Origin of the sequence: Parerythrobacter lacustris, assembly GCF_024626475.1 — a bacterium.
GTDB classification, from domain to species: domain Bacteria; phylum Pseudomonadota; class Alphaproteobacteria; order Sphingomonadales; family Sphingomonadaceae; genus Parerythrobacter_A; species Parerythrobacter_A lacustris.
In genome coordinates this window covers 118,037-132,860 of record NZ_JANKHH010000003.1, presented here as the reverse complement: position 1 = coordinate 132,860, position 14,824 = coordinate 118,037, and the positions used below count along the sequence as shown (strand labels likewise).

Annotated in this window: 11 protein-coding genes; 2 read left to right on the top strand and 9 right to left on the bottom strand. The window is 65.8% G+C overall.

All coding sequences use genetic code 11. The features are described from left to right. The 7 genes from NSO95_RS03980 to NSO95_RS03950 form a co-directional block, all read right to left on the bottom strand. Complete coding sequence (locus NSO95_RS03980) at positions 1 to 780, bottom strand: TrbG/VirB9 family P-type conjugative transfer protein (protein ID WP_257594864.1); 780 nt, start codon at positions 778 to 780, stop codon at positions 1 to 3. Then, complete coding sequence (locus NSO95_RS03975) at positions 777 to 2,021, bottom strand: TrbL/VirB6 family protein (protein WP_257594863.1); 1,245 nt, start codon at positions 2,019 to 2,021, stop codon at positions 777 to 779. Before NSO95_RS03975 ends, NSO95_RS03980 begins: the two co-directional genes overlap by 4 nt. Beyond that, a complete protein-coding gene (locus tag NSO95_RS03970) occupies positions 2,018 to 4,444 on the bottom strand; it encodes a VirB4 family type IV secretion/conjugal transfer ATPase (protein ID WP_257594862.1) in 2,427 nt (808 codons plus the stop codon). The genes NSO95_RS03975 and NSO95_RS03970 overlap by 4 nt, the downstream gene beginning before the upstream one ends. Positions 4,445 to 4,475: 31 nt before the next feature. Beyond that, positions 4,476 to 4,763 (bottom strand): VirB3 family type IV secretion system protein, encoded by a 288-nt coding sequence (locus tag NSO95_RS03965; protein WP_257594861.1) that lies wholly within the window; start codon positions 4,761 to 4,763, stop codon positions 4,476 to 4,478. A 4-nt stretch (positions 4,764 to 4,767) separates the two neighbouring features. Then, entirely contained in the window at positions 4,768 to 5,064 is a 297-nt protein-coding gene (locus NSO95_RS03960) for a TrbC/VirB2 family protein (RefSeq protein ID WP_257594860.1), read from the bottom strand. Continuing rightward, positions 5,065 to 5,706 (bottom strand): lytic transglycosylase domain-containing protein, encoded by a 642-nt coding sequence (locus NSO95_RS03955; RefSeq protein WP_257594859.1) that lies wholly within the window; start codon positions 5,704 to 5,706, stop codon positions 5,065 to 5,067. Positions 5,707 to 5,884: 178 nt separating this feature from the next. Continuing rightward, positions 5,885 to 6,253: a hypothetical protein gene (locus NSO95_RS03950; RefSeq protein ID WP_257594858.1), complete on the bottom strand. Its 369-nt coding sequence runs from the start codon at positions 6,251 to 6,253 to the stop codon at positions 5,885 to 5,887. Between the two features lie 309 nt (positions 6,254 to 6,562). Between NSO95_RS03950 and NSO95_RS03945 the strand changes: the two genes are divergently transcribed. Both NSO95_RS03945 and NSO95_RS03940 read left to right on the top strand, forming a co-directional pair. Then, entirely contained in the window at positions 6,563 to 8,134 is a 1,572-nt protein-coding gene (locus NSO95_RS03945) for a beta-helix domain-containing protein (protein WP_257594857.1), read from the top strand. Between the two features lie 103 nt (positions 8,135 to 8,237). Further along, positions 8,238 to 10,889, top strand: a complete 2,652-nt coding sequence (locus NSO95_RS03940) for a TonB-dependent receptor domain-containing protein (RefSeq protein WP_257594856.1) — start codon at positions 8,238 to 8,240, stop codon at positions 10,887 to 10,889. A 175-nt stretch (positions 10,890 to 11,064) separates the two neighbouring features. Here the strand turns inward: NSO95_RS03940 and NSO95_RS03935 are convergent, their stop codons facing one another. After that, complete coding sequence (locus tag NSO95_RS03935; RefSeq protein ID WP_257594855.1) at positions 11,065 to 11,742, bottom strand: response regulator transcription factor; 678 nt, start codon at positions 11,740 to 11,742, stop codon at positions 11,065 to 11,067. 49 nt (positions 11,743 to 11,791) lie between these two features. Beyond that, positions 11,792 to 14,785 (bottom strand): DUF2339 domain-containing protein, encoded by a 2,994-nt coding sequence (locus NSO95_RS03930; protein ID WP_257594854.1) that lies wholly within the window; start codon positions 14,783 to 14,785, stop codon positions 11,792 to 11,794. Positions 14,786 to 14,824: the final 39 nt, after the last annotated feature.

The window sequence follows — 14,824 nt, the reverse complement described above, 5'->3', positions numbered from 1 at the left end:
TTAAAAGCGATCCGACTGCGCGAGCGCAGCCGATGGCGGCACGGCGGCGGAACGCACCGGGCCGGTGTTGGTCAGCGTGGCGACTTCGTCTCCGGAGCGGAAAATGATCTCGCGCGGAACCCCTTCGACCACGATCACATCTCCGCGCACGACATAGTTGATCGGGCCTTCGGTGCCGGTCTCGTCCTTGACGAGAATTGCCGGCATGGATTTGCCCGTCGGCCAGGCGAGAAAGGTTGCCGCGCCATTGTCATAGGCCTGGCTGGGCAGCAGGCTCCGGTTGCCCTTGGCCTGCCACGCGAAGTTGAGCGCGGCCGGATCGACCACCGCATAGGGATCGGTCGCGGCTGCGATCTCCACCTCGGACGCGGTGTCGCGCACGCCTTCGGCCATCCGGGCCTCGTCTTCGGGCTCTTCCGGATAGGTGAAGCTGAGGACATACAGCGGCCTGGCGCGCGGGGTGGCGACCAGATCGAACAGATAGGTGCGTTCGTTGGTGATGACCGTCATATTGGTCTGCGCAGTCGGCGTCAGAGGTTTCACGAACAGCAGATTCGCGCGCTTGTTGGGCGTTACCTGCCACGCCGCGCTGTCGCCGATCGCGACATTCTCGATCTGCTCGTCTTCGGCGAACTTGATCGTCGCCTGCACCTTGGTCTGGCCCTCGATGCGGACCACGGTGTTGGGATCGAAAAGCCGCTCGACCAGTCGGGGATCGTCCGCCAGCGCGGGCGCGGCGAGCAGCAACAGGGCAAGCGCGGGCAGTCCTGCGCGGATCATTTCATTTTCTCCGATGAACGGGCAAGCGCGCCCGTATGCGCGGGGCGGAAGCGATTGCCGATGCCCTGCGCGCGTGAAGGTGAAGCTGCGGTGCCGGCGGGTCGCGCCTCACCGGAAGTCGAAGTGGTGGCGAACACCCTTGTCGTGCGGTGCGTTGCCGGGTCCGAGCCACTGGCATCGTTGGCGGGCATGGCGGCAGCCACACCCGAAACGGCAATCCGGCGCGGCGGGTTGGACATGCCGGCCGCCTGCGCGGTCGATTGCACCACTTGCGCTTGCTGCGGGCTCGCGGCAGGCGCCGTCTGCGGCAGCGCACCCTCGCTCGCCCCCCGCTCGGATACCAGCCCGAACACGCGCCAGCCCGAAACCATGGTCGCGGTAACCTTCACCATCATGATCATCAGCGCCATGAACACGAAGGCGAGCACGAAAAAGGCAATCGCGGGCCGCAAGGCCACCTCACCCGGTGTCGCGTTGAGCCCGGCGAGGATCGGCACGCTGATCTCGAGCATGATTCCGCCCGCCAGCACCGCGAACAGCGGAGTCAGCGCGAGCATGACCACGCCCTTGAGCCAGCCGGTGAACAGGCCGCGAGTGGCGGGGAACAGCGCCAGCACCACGAAAATCGGCCCCAGCGCGACGAGCACGGCAAGCCCGATCCGCGCGGTCACCAGCACGCCCACCGTGCCCAGCAGCAGGATCATCGCCCCCATCATCAGGATGCCCTTGGGCGAGAAGGCGGAAATCTCCGCCGGCGGGGCGGGCGCCACCGGCTGGCCCGCCGCATCGACCGCCTGCTGTGCCGCCTGCGGGTCCTGCGTCGCCTGTTCGATCGCGGCGAACACTACGTCGAGTTTGTCGGCAAACACCACCGTTGCCGAACCCTGGTTGCCAGACAAAGTGGTGGCAATCCAGTCGGGCGCGTAGAGCGCAAGGTTCCACACCACCCCTTGGAATGCCGCCCAGCTGGTGGCGAAGGTCAGCACCAGGCCCAGCGTCACCATGCGCGGCATCAGCGAGCGGACCGAGATATTGGTCCGGCCCAGCATCAACGCGAAGCCGAAAAACGCCACGTAAAGGATGAGCAGGATCGTCAGCACCGGGCCGAGCGCGCCGCCCGGCGCGAACAATTGCCCGAAGGTTGCCGCAGTCACTTCGTTGGCGGCGCAATCGACCGCGCGCAGCGCCGCCGCCACGCCATTGCCGACTTCGGCCTTGGCCTGCTCGCACGCCGGATTCACTCGGCGGCCTCCCACAAGCTCATGTCATCGCTGTCCGATCCGGCCCCCAGACCGGGCCAGTTATGCCCGGTGAGCGCGGGATACCAGTCGCTCGGCGCATCGCCGACCGCTTCGCGCAACAGGTCCACCCGGCGGACCGAAGCCTCGCGGCCCGACAGGATCATCAGCACTTCGGGCGCGTTCGACAGGTCGAGCCGCACCACCACGCTGGCATCGGGCTGGCGGACGAGGAAACAGCGGCTGTGCGCCGGTAGCGAGCGAATGATCGCCAGTTCCTGCTCTGTCAGGCCGAAGCCGTCGCAATAATCCTCCGCGCGCGCGCGGCTGTTCGGCATGAACACCATGGTCGCGGTCTGCTCGACCAGCGCGGTCGAGATGCGGCTTTCGAGCGCATCTCGCGCCGACTGCGTCGCAAAACCGACCAGCGCGTTGCGCTTCCGGAGCGTTTTCAGCCAGTCGCGGATGCGCGCGGCGAAAACCTCGTCGTCGAGCGCCTTCCAGCCCTCGTCGATCAGGATCATGGTCGGGTGCCCGTCGAGCCGCTCGTCGATGCGGTGGAACAGGTACATCATCGTCGGCGTGCGCAGCTTGGGATTTTCCAGCAGCGCGGTCATGTCGAAGCCGAGCACGCGGTTGTCGAGATCGAGCCGGTCTTGGGCATTGTCGAACAGCCAGCCGTTCTCGCCCTCACCGATCCACGCCGCCAGCCGGTCCGCCAGATCGCCCGGCTGCGGACGGCGGGTGCCCGACAGCAGTTCCTTGAAATGGCGCAACCGGCGCAGCGACGGATCGTTGGCGTAGGTCGCGTCGACCGCCTCGGCGATGGTCGCGGCCTCCTCCGGCCCCTCGGCCTTGAGCAGCACGCCCAGCCAGTCGCGCAGGAAGGCGCGGTTGACCGGCGTATCGGGCAGCGCCATCGGGTTGAACCCGGTCGGCTCGCCCGCGTTGATCCGGTCGTAGCGGCCGCCGATCCCGCGGATGAACAGCTCGCCGCCGCGATCCTTGTCGAACAATATGGTGCGGGGGGAGAACTTCTGCGCCTGCGCGGCGAGGAAATTCATCACCACCGTCTTGCCCGAACCCGACGGGCCGATGACCGAGAAATTGCCCAGATCGCCGTGGTGGAAATTGAAGAAGAACGGCGTCGCGCTGGTCGTTTCGAGCAGCGTCACCGCATCGCCCCAGTGGTTGCCGTGGGCCTGCCCCAGCGCGAAGCCATGCAGCGAGCCGAAGCTCGCCATATTGGCGCTGGAGATCATCGAGCGGCGGACGATGTAGCCTTCGTTGCCGGGGAACTGCGCCCAGAAGGCGGGTTCGAGATTGGTGTCCTCGCGCACCGCGATCGCACCGGTATCCGCCAGTGCAGCGGCGCAGGCGGCGCTGGCTTCGTCGAGCCGCGCGAGATCGCTCTCGCGCACCAGCACCGACAGGTGATGATCGCCGAAACCGACCGCGCCGTTGCCCAGCGCATCGCGCGCGGCGAGCATGTCCTGCCGCTCGGCCACCGCTTCCTCGTCCGCCGAACGCAGGCGGCGGATCGCGAGATCCATCCGCTCGCGCGCACTCTGGCGTTCGTAGGGGGCATAGCTTTCGGTCACGATCATCTCGAACGGCAGCCGCAGCAACCCGTCGAGCAGGCCGGGCGAAGTCGCGTCGGGATAGTCCTTGAGGCTGAGGATGGCGGAGAAATCGGGATCGTCCGCCCCGCGCTGTTCCATCGCATCGAGCCCGAAGGACACACGGCGATAGGGCAGCATGTGCCCGATATCCGTCTCGTCCGAGGGCCTGCGCACCGGGCGCATCTCGCCGTTGTAAAGCGCGCTCAGCAGTTCGAGCAGCTCGCTGTTGGTGCGGCCCTCATGCGCCTCGTATTCGCCGAGGATCGCTGCGCCGTAGCTTTGCAGCGAGGCGACCAGCCCGGTGGCGGCAGCCTTGAGCGCACGAACGTCTTTCTCGTCGTATTCGTAATCTGCGTCGCGCTTGCCCTTGAAGAACTTGGAGGCGCGTTCGGCGAGGCCCGCCTTGCCGCGTGCGGGGCGGCGGATCAGGGTTACGAACTGGTCGTTGATGAACAGCGCGCCCTTGCCCAGCCGCTCCTTCCACCGCCGGTCGATATGCGCCGACAGCGGATCGTCGAATTCCGCATCTAGCTCGACCACCACGCGGCGGCGCACCACATGATGATACATCACGAAGCGCGCATCGAGCGTCGAGCGCAGCACCACTTCGCGCGTCGCGGCATGTGCGTTCAATGCGATCGTGTCTTCGGTCTCGAACAGCAGGCCGGGCACCTGGATTGCGGTCATGACCGATCCGTCGCGCAGCAGCAGCGTGTTCGCGTCGATCAGCCGGGCATAGGGCAGCCGGTCGCCGGCGCGGGCTTCCTTCGCGCTCCAGGCTGCGGCTCCGATCCATTTGCTCATACGTCTCGACCCTCCGTCAGGTCGCAAAATCTCAGGGTGCGTAGCTGTTGCAGCCCCAGCGTTTCCAGTTGGGTACCCGCGGACACTTGCTCACCTTGGTGATCCACAGATCGAAAATGCGCGGTTCGCGCAGGCAGGCGACATAGCCGATGGCATGGGTGACCAGCGGCACCGGCAGGATCCAGAAGCTCTTGAGGATCAGGAAGGCGATGGTCGTCACCATCAGGTTGATGATGAAGAAGTTCATCGTCACCCCGGCAAACATCTGCGGCCGCGTGAGCGCGCGATGGACCGGGTGGCGGGAGAGGACCTCCGACATGGTGCTAGCCCGAAACCGCCTGGATGCCGCCGACGATCGAGGCCGCGCCGAACAGGATGAACACGCCGATGATCACCGTCGCTCCGAACCGCCAGTTGATCCGTCCGGTCAGCATCATGAAGCCGACCGCAGCCACTGCCATGACCGCGACCGCCGTGGCAACGCTGCCCAGCAGCGTTCCCTGCAGCCAGCCAAGCGCGGACACGATCGGGCCCGATCCCTGAGGGTCGGCACCCTGCGCAAAGGCGGCGGTGGGAATCAATGCAAGCGCCGCAGCGCCGAGACGGGAAACAGAACGCATTCAGTTGGTACTCCGGGAGTGATTGGCGAGACGGCCCATGATGGCCGCAACGTAAAGCTGGGTTTCGCGGATGCGCGGGATACCGTCGGCGGCGATCACCCGCCCCGGTCCGGCATTATAGGCGGCGAGCGCCTTTTCGAGATTGCCGTCGAACCGGTCGAGCTGTTCCCGCAGGTAACGCGCCCCGCCCTCCAGATTGGCGAAGGGATCGCGCGGATCGACCCCAAGGTCGCGCGCCGTCCCCGGCATCAGCTGCGCGAGGCCCTGTGCCCCTGCGTGCGACACGGCGTTGTGGCGCCAGCGGCTTTCCTGCCACACCAGCGCCTCAATCAGCGCCGGACTGAGATCGAAGCGGGTGGAAAGTTCGTGGACCTTGGCGAGGTATTGTGCGGGCACCAGACCAAGCCCCGCCGCCACGTCGGCGACCGATTCAGGCGGGACCGCAAAATCGGCGGAAAGTTCGACCGGCGGCTGGGCAATGCCCATCTGCGCGCTCAGCCCGCCTTCAGGCAGCGCGACAGGTCCGCCTGCAACCCAGCGGGACGTCTCGCCATCGATTTCCATCACGTCCGCCCATACCGGGGCGGCCGCAAGCGCCGTACCTGCGACAAAAGCAAGCCGGAGCGTCGACCAGAGAATCATTCGGTCCCTCCGTTCGGTCCCCTTGCTTACTCTACATGACACGACGGTGACAGCAAAGTGAACGTGATGCCGTCCAACGCTCTGCCGCACATATACAAAAAGCCCGCGCGGACCGAACCGCGCGGGCTTCTTGGCTCCGGCTAATGCGGACCGGAAGTGCGAAATCGAGGCTCAGGCCCTAGCGGGCAGCAAGTCTTTCCGAACCGCCGAACTCGCCGGCGTCGAGCAAGGCGATCGCGCGGATTGCCAGCCAGCGCGAATCGACCCATTCGCCGGTCGCGGTTTCCAGCCGGACGCGGTCCTCGCTCCGGGCGGCTTGCTCGAACAGCGCGCGTGCGTGGTCGAGTTGTCCCTCGCGTGCATAGGCGATGCCGAGGTTGATCAGCTTGGCCGGGTCTTGCGCGCCCGATGCAGGCGCCGCTTCGAGTTTCTCGATCGCGGCGCGGTTCTGCTCCGCGGCCAGTTCGTCGAACGCGACATCGCTTGCCGGGGTTACTGCCTGCATCTGCATCGTGAGTGCAAGAGCGATACCAAGTGCTGCTGCCATAACGGCTTCTCCCATTGATTATGGGTCGAATCTGATGCCACTTTCACAAAACTGCAACAAAAATGCAAAACTGTCATTGAATTGTAATATTCGCCCGGGAGCGCATTGACCTCCGGTTGGCCCGGCACCCCAAACAGCGCCTCGCTCTGTCATATTTGTCATTTCTCGGTCATAGTTAAGCCACTTACTTCAAAGCGAAATCTTGCAAACAAACTGTCACGCAGCGGTCGTAGCTGGCGATTCGCGACGCATTCGGTCGCGTCAAAGTTTCGTCACCAATCATTTGGATACCCAGAGGGGACCGCACCCGTGAAGACACTCACTCGCTCGCTCGTACTTGGTTGCAGCATGCTGGCACTCGCCGGTTGCGGTGCCGAAGAAATTGCCTCGCCCGGCACCGGCGGCAATATCATCATCAACAACCCGACCCCGTCGCCGACCCCGACCCCGACCCCGACCAGCTCCGGGGTTGTGGCAGCCAATGGTTGCCCGACCATCGCCGATGCGCAGGGCCTGACCGATGAGGGCACGATTTCCGGCCCGACCGGCACCTATCGCGTCTGCGCGCTGCCGGCCCGCTTCAACACTTCGAGCACGCTGCCCTACATCCGCGGTCTGCTGTACCGCATGCCCGGCCGCGTCGATGTCGGCACCGATGGCGGCCCCGCCCCCGATGCTTCGGACGGCCTGAGCGACACCAACGTGACCCTCACCATCTCGCCCGGCGCAATGATCTATGCCAGCGGCTCGTCCTTCCTGATGGTCAACCGCGGCAACCGCATCAACGCGGTCGGCACTTCGGCCCGCCCGATCGTGTTCACCAGCCGCGACAACGTGCTCGGCCTCAACACCGACAGCTCCTCGGGGCAGTGGGGCGGCGTCGTCCTCGCCGGCCGCGCGCCGGTGACCGACTGTATCGCACCGGGCGCGACCCCGGGCAGCGTGAACTGCGAACGCCAGGTCGAAGGCGCGGCGCAGCCCGCCGTTTACGGCGGCGCGACCAATGCCGACAACTCCGGCCGCATGGAATTCGTCCAGATCCGTTATTCGGGCTTCGTCCTTTCGGGCGACAACGAACTCCAGTCGCTGACCACCGGCGGCACCGGCACTGGTACGGTGTTCAACAACATCATGAGCTTCAACAGTTCGGATGACGGCGTCGAGTTCTTCGGCGGCTTCGTCAACATGAAGGGCCTGGTCGTGGTTGGCTCGGAAGACGACTCGATCGATACCGACACCGGCGTGAAGACCAATCTGCAGTATGTCGTTGTGGCCCAACGCAGCGGCGTGGGCGACGGCGTCATCGAAGCCGACTCTTCGAACGCCTTCAACGACTCGACCCCGCGCCAGAACACGCAAATCTCCAACGCGACCTTCATCCAGCGCCGCACCAACGACCAGTCGATCCGCATCCGTGGCGGCACCGACTACACGATCGTCAACTCGGTGCTGGTCGACGGATCTGCGGGCACGGCCTGTATCCGGGTCGACGATGCGCAGACCATCCAGGGCCCCAACGCTGCGCTGGACGAACTGGGTGCACCGCGCTTCCAGTCGTTCGTGATGGATTGCGACACCCCGTTCCGCAACGGCAGCAACGGCGGGGCGACGATTGCGAACCTGCAGGCATTCTTTGCCGCAGGAACGAACAACAACAGCAACTTCACTGCGACGCTGACCGGCGGCTTCATCAATGGAGCCAGCGAGAACGCGGTCCCGGTGTTCAACCCCACCGCACTGTCGAGCTTCTTCGATGTTCCGACCTTCATCGGTGCGGCGCAGAACGCCAGCCGTTTCCAGGGCTGGACCTGTGACAGCAGCACGCTGACCTTCGGTAGCAACGTCGGCGCCTGCACGTCGCTGCCGGTCTACACTTCGTAATCGGCATGGGAGGCCCCGGCACGCGGTGCCGGGGCCTCTGCTGCACTCAACCGGCACAGCCGGGAACCGAATGGAATTCATCGTGACGAAGGGGTCATCGACCATGTCTACCGGCAAGCAGTTGACGGGGCTGCTCCTGCTAACCACCGCCCTCACCTTCCCGGTGGCGGCGTTCGCTCAGGACGTTGAACCCGAGGAAGAGGCCGTAGCCGACGAGCAGCCGGTCGACGAAGAAGTGACCGAAGAGCCGGAGATTTCGATCCCCGGCGGCGGCGGCGAAATCGTCGTCACGGGCCGCCGCAACCGCGACGTCACCCGCAGCTCGACCCAGGTGGTCTCGGTCCTGACCAGCGAGGAAATCGCCCGCACCGGCGAGGGCGACATCGCGGGTGCGCTTGGCCGTGTCACCGGCCTCTCGGTGCAGGGCCAGGGCTTCGTCTTCGTGCGCGGCCTCGGCGACCGTTATTCGCTTGCACTGCTCAACGGCCTGCCGCTGCCTTCACCGCAGCCGCTTAGCCGCGTGGTGCCGCTGGACATTTTCCCGACCAGTATCATCGCCAGCTCGCTGGTGCAGAAGACCTATTCGGCCAACTTCCCGGGCGAATTCGGCGGCGGGGTGATCAACCTCACGACGCGCGCCGTGCCCGATGAAGGCTTCATCAAGATCAGTGCCGGGATCAGCGGCGACGAACAGACGACCTTTTCGCGCGGCATCGATTACTACGGGTCGGATTACGACTGGTTCGGCTTCGACGACGGGACGCGCAATGTCCCGCCCGCGCTTCAGGCTTTCTTCGACAGCGGAGCGCGCCTGACCGACCTCGGCGTGGACCAGGCTGCGATCCTCAAGCAGCTCGGCAATCCCAACCTCGTCCTGACGCAAAACGTCGACGAGCTTCCGGTCAACTGGTCGGGCGGCATCACCGCGGGCGATTCGTTCGATATCGGCTCCAGCCGCTTCGGGGTTATCGCCGCCGCGTCGATCTCGAACAAGTGGCGCAACCGCTCGATCACGTCGCAGACGGCGGCCAACGCCGATCTCGATCTCGATACCGATTTCACCGATTTCGTGACCGACAACCGCATCCTGGTGAACGGGCTGGTCGGCTTCGGTCTCGAAGCGGGCGATCACCTGTTCCGCTGGACCAACCTGTTCATTCGCGACACGCTGAAGCAGTCGCGCCTCGCGATCGGCGAGGATTTCCAGGACGATGACAGCGAATTCCAGCAGGACACGATCTGGCACGAACGCCAGCTGATCGACAGCCAGATTGTGGCCGAGCTGGTGTTTGGCGACCTCGATGTCGACCTGCGTGGCGGCTATGCGCAGACCCAGCGTGAAGCACCGTACGAATACAGCTTCACCTATGTCCGCACCAACAACCCCAACGACCCGCTGGGCGATACCTTCATCAACGTGCTCGACCGCCAGACCGGCAGCGCATCGGTCGCCTTCTCGGAGCTCAAGGAAGAACTGTGGTACGGCGGCATCGACCTCAGCTATCCGGTGACCGACTGGCTGCGGCTGACGACGGGCTATGCCTACACCGACACCGACCGGTATTCCGAGCGGCGCCAGTTCCTGATCAACGCCAACAGCGATTTCCCCGACGGCGTTGGTGCCTTGCGCCCCGACCTGCTGCTGGGCGATGCAGTGATCGATTTCTACGATATCGGGCTGATCGAAAGCACCGAGTCCGATCCTGCGTTCCAGGCTGGGCTGACCATCCACGGGGCATACCTCAAGGGGCAGGTCGAGCCGGTTGGCGGGGTCATGATCGACATCGGCGTGCGCTACGAGGATGCCGAACAATCGGTCGTCCCGGTCGAAGTTTTCGCCGTGCCGTCCAATTCCGGCAGCTCGACTTTCCTCGCCAATGACTACTGGCTGCCGGCGGCGACCATCACATGGGAAGCCACCGACTCGCTTCAGATCCGGGTCAACGCGTCGAAGACGATCGCCCGCCCGCAGTTCCGCGAGCTGATCTTCCAGACCTATTACGATCCGGAAACCAACCGCCAGTTCAACGGCAACCCGGCGTTGGTCGACAGCGAGCTGTTCAATGCGGAAGCGCGCGCGGAGTATTACTTCGGGCGCGGCAACCGGGTGTCGCTGGCCGGCTTCTACAAGAAGATCGACAACCCGATCGAAGTGTTCTCGAGCTTCTCCGACAACGACCGGATTTCGGGCTTCGCCAACGCGCCCGAAGCGACGCTGTACGGCGCGGAGTTCGACCTGCAGTACGGGCTCGACCTCTATGACTGGGGCGGCTGGTGGGAGAACAAGCGCCTCGTCACGGTGGCGAACTACACCTACACCCAGTCGCAGCTGAATGTCGGTGCGGGCGATATCGCGCGGGTGTTCCCGTTTGCCGAGCAGCCGGCGACCAACTTCTTCCGTGACGGCGTCGCGCTGACCGGACAGTCGGACCACATGGCAAACCTGCAGCTGGGCCTCGAAAACACCGACAAGCTCCAGCAGGCGACCATCCTGGTCAATTACTCGAGCGAGCGGGTGACCAGCCGCGGCACCGCCAACCTGCCCGACATCATCGAGGATCCGGGCCTGACGATCGACTTCGTGGTGCGGCAGGAAGTCTCGCTGTGGAAGCAGCCGTTCGAGCTGAAATTCGAAGCGCGCAACATCTTCGGGCGCGACAATTTCGAATTCCAGGACAACGGCACCACCCGGATCGACATCAACAGCTACAAGGTCGGGCAGAGCTTCGCCTTCTCGGTCTCGGCTGAATTCTGATCCCTCTCCCAGGGTACGAAGAATGGCCGCTCCGCAAGGGGCGGCCATTTTTCATTGGTGTCGCGATTCTTCCACTTGCGTGGAAACGGCACCGGCCCGCACCCCCACCCGGCCACCCAAAAAGCATAATGTCTTGGGAGGCCGGGTGGGGGTGCGGGCCGGTGCCGCGTCGGTATCAGCCGCGCGGGGAGTCGAAGACGTAGCCGAGCGAGCGGACGGTGCGCAGCGGATTGCCCGCCCCCGCCGCCTTGAGCGCGCGGCGCAGGCGTCCGATCCACACATCGACCGTGCGCTCGTCGATCGGGGGTTCCTGCTTGCCCAGCCCTTCGATCAGTTCGCTGCGCGTGAGCACCTTGTCCGAATTCTCGACGAAGAAGCGCAGCAGGCGGAATTCGTTCGGGCGCAGATCGATAATCGTGTCGTTCCAGCTGGCGCGCAGTGCCGCCATATCGATGCACAGCGGCCCGATCTCGATCCGCGAGGTCGAGCTGCGCTGGTGTTTAGACTGGAGCGCCATCACCCGGTCGAGCACGATGGTGCGATTGAGCGGCCCGACGATATAATCGTCCGCCCCGGCGCGCAGCGCACGGCGGCGATCCTCCGCGTCGTCCTGTTCGAGCACCATGGTCACATGCGCGTCGCTGGTTCGCGGGTCGGCGCGCAAACGGCGCACCATTTCGAGGCCCGAGAGATCGTCCATCACCCAGTCGACGAAGGCCCACATGGTCCCTTCGACCAGCCGGTTGGGCCCCTTGGGTGTCAGGCGTGCGAAGACGAACCGGCTCGATCCGCTGTCGAAATCGTCGAGACTGTCGGCCATTTCCCCGGTGAGGAAGATCGAGACGATTTCCACTGCGCCATGCCCCTTTCGCGACGGGGATTGGCGAGGTGATGTGACACGCTCATGACGGCATTTCGTTCTTTTTGGCCTCCCCGCGATTTTCGCCTGCCCCGCCCGACAACTGGCGGGTGTAGAACCAGCCGATCCCGATCAGGCTGAAGCCGAGCGCCATGAACGAGGCGATCCTTGCCAGCCCCTCGAGTCCTGCTGCATCGAGCAGGAAGACCTTGAGCACCGCGACCAGCATCAACACCAGCGAACCGATACGCCAGCTGCGGCTCTGGCGATAGGCGCCCCACCCGAGGAAGCCGATCGCGAGCACGATGCCGAGCAGCGAGCGCAGCAAGTCCTCGGTCCCGCCCACCGGCGGATCGAGCAAGATCGTGCCCGCGAAGGCCTGCCGCAGCAGCAGCAGCGCACCCAGCACGATCAGCCCCATGGTGGCGACATCGCAGGCGCGGCGCGCCAGAGGCATTTCTTCCGGTGCCAGTTGCCGGAGCAGTGCAACACCGCCGAGCGCAACCGCAAAACCCGCAAGGACAAGGTTCGCGAGCGGCCATGGACCAACGGCTTGGGCAACGACCATCGGATTGTGCAGCAGCAGAGAATAGAGGGTGAAGTGCGCTAGCGATGCTCCAACGGTCAGTGCTGCGGCCAGCTTCAATCCGGGCACGCGATCGGCGAACCGATACATCGCTGCCGCTGCGACGATCAGGATCGCCTGCCACACCGTCCGCTCGGCCAAGCCATAGGTCATGAACTGCTCTGGCGTTGAAATGGCGAAGACCTGCTTGAAGGCGATGTGGCCCGCCACCGCCGCCAGAATTCCGAACCCCGCCAGCAGCGCGGCACGGGTTTCCCGGCTGTCGGAATCGGCTGACCTCGCCATCGCCCCCAGGGCCACCAACGGCGGCGCGATGCGCAGGGCGATGTCGCGCCAGCCCAGCTCTCCGGCCATCAGCATCGCCTCGCCCCCGAGCGACTGGCCCGCATATGTGAGCCACATGAAGAGCGGCTCGACCGCCCAGCCAAGGCTGATCGCCAGCGCGGTCGAGGCTGCCGCCATGCGCCGCTGCGGCAGCAAAGCCAGCCCGACCGCCGCCACCGCCATCAACCAGCCGAGCGCGACGCCGGGCAAAAATTGCGCAGCAAGTCCATAAGCGATTCCTGTGCCGACCACCTCGCCGACAAACCGGCTCGGGGTGCGGGCAGGCCGCAGCGCGAGCAGGACAGGAGCCAGCAGCAACGCGAACCAGCGCAACAGCGTCTGTCCTTCGATCGCCGGCTCGCGAATTGCCGCCAGCCGGTCGAACTCCTGCCCGTCCATCCCGGTGGCAATCAGCGCAAGGCCAGCCAGCGCGATGCCGATCCAGGCAAGGGTCGAGACGGCCCCCTGTTCGCGGCGGAAGGCCAAACCGACGACCCCCGCCGCTACCAAGGCAGGCGGAAGCGGCGCCGCCCACGGCGGCACCACGAACCATCCGGCGGCGATGATCAGTATTGCCGATGCGGCGAGCGGGGCCAGGGCGACGTAGTCGAGCCGCTCGGCCAAGGGCTTCCACCTGCGCCAGCACGCGGCCGTCGGGATGGCCGCAAAGCCGAGCGCGGTGAATGCAAGGCCGTTCTCGCCCAGCTCGCGCCAGAACTGGAAGCACACCAGCGCGGCGAGGCCGAGCGGGACAAGCACGATCTGGGCGACATCGGTGATCCGTTCGCTGCGCCGCCAGACATGCGCCAGCGGAACCAGCGCGAAAACCGCCGTCAGCCCGGCGGTGACCGCGACGAACCCCTGCGTCGGCGCATCGCTCCACATTCCCAGCATCCACAGCGCGAGCAGCGCAGCGAAGCCGCTCGCCTCGCGCATGCGCGGTTCGCGCCATGCAAAGAAGGCGAGCGCCGCCGCGAGCAGCAGGTAAAGCGACCAAGCGGTCGGGTCGTAGCCCGCGATCGAGACCAGCGCGGCCAGCTGCAACGCGGCAATGGCAGCGATGGCGGCGCGCAGCAGCGGCGGTGCGGATGGCCCTCCGGTAAAGGCCGGAATGACCGCGCCAAGCAGAACGATGTAGCCGCCGAGCGCGACGATATCGGCCGATCCGGTCACGCCCGACAGCAGCATCAGCACGCCCCAGCCCAGCCCGCCCGCCAGCGCGGCGAGCGCGAGCCAGCTGCGCCCCTGCCGCTGGCCCGCGAAGCTCAGCCCCCCGGTGACGAGCGCAAGATAGAGCGCGAGCAGCGGCAGGTTGGTTTCGTCGCTGCTGACCAGCACCGGCGCGGCAAATCCGCCGACCAGTCCGAGGATGGCGCTCGGCAGGCCGAAGCGGAACGACAGGCCGATGGCCGCCGCAGTGACCAGCGCCAGCCCGACGAATGCCGCGCCGGGTCCGATCAGCCCGTACAGGCTGCCGGCCATGTAGAAGCTGGCATAGAGCGTCGCGAGGCCCGCCCCGGCGAGCGCCTGCCGCACGCGCGGGTCGGCAATCCGGTGTTCCTGCCGATAGGCCAGTTCGGCCCCGGCGATCAGCCCGGTGCCGAACAGGAAGCCGAGCGCCGTGCGGACGGTCGGGCCGAGCAGGCCCTGCTCGATCGAATAGCGCACGAGGAAGAACCCCGCGACCGCGAGCGCGACGCCGCCCGCCCAGATCGGCAGCAAGCGGCCGAACAGGTCCTCGAAATCGAAGCGCGGGCGGCGGTGGTTGGGCAGTTCGGCGGGCTCGGCGAGTTCGGCGGCGAGCTCCTCGCTCGGTGCCGCAGCTTCCTCAATCGGCTCGGAGCGCACGACGGGCTCCTCGCGCATGGCCGGAATTATGGTAGCGCGGCGAGGTTCCTCGTCACGCTCCGCAGGCGGCGGTGCCACAGGCTCGGCAGCAGAGACTGCCTCGCTCGCTTGCGGCACGGGCACAGCGCTGCCCGCTTCGGCTTGCCGCGATCCGCTAAGCGCAAATTCGAGCATGTCGAGCCGCGGTTCGATCACGCGCAGCCGCCGGTCGAGCCGATCCGCGCGGGTCCACAGGACGACCGTTGCCAAACCCAGCACGAGAATCACCAAGCCCGTCATGCGCAAACCTCCCCGGTCGCAAACTGGACACGGTTTATC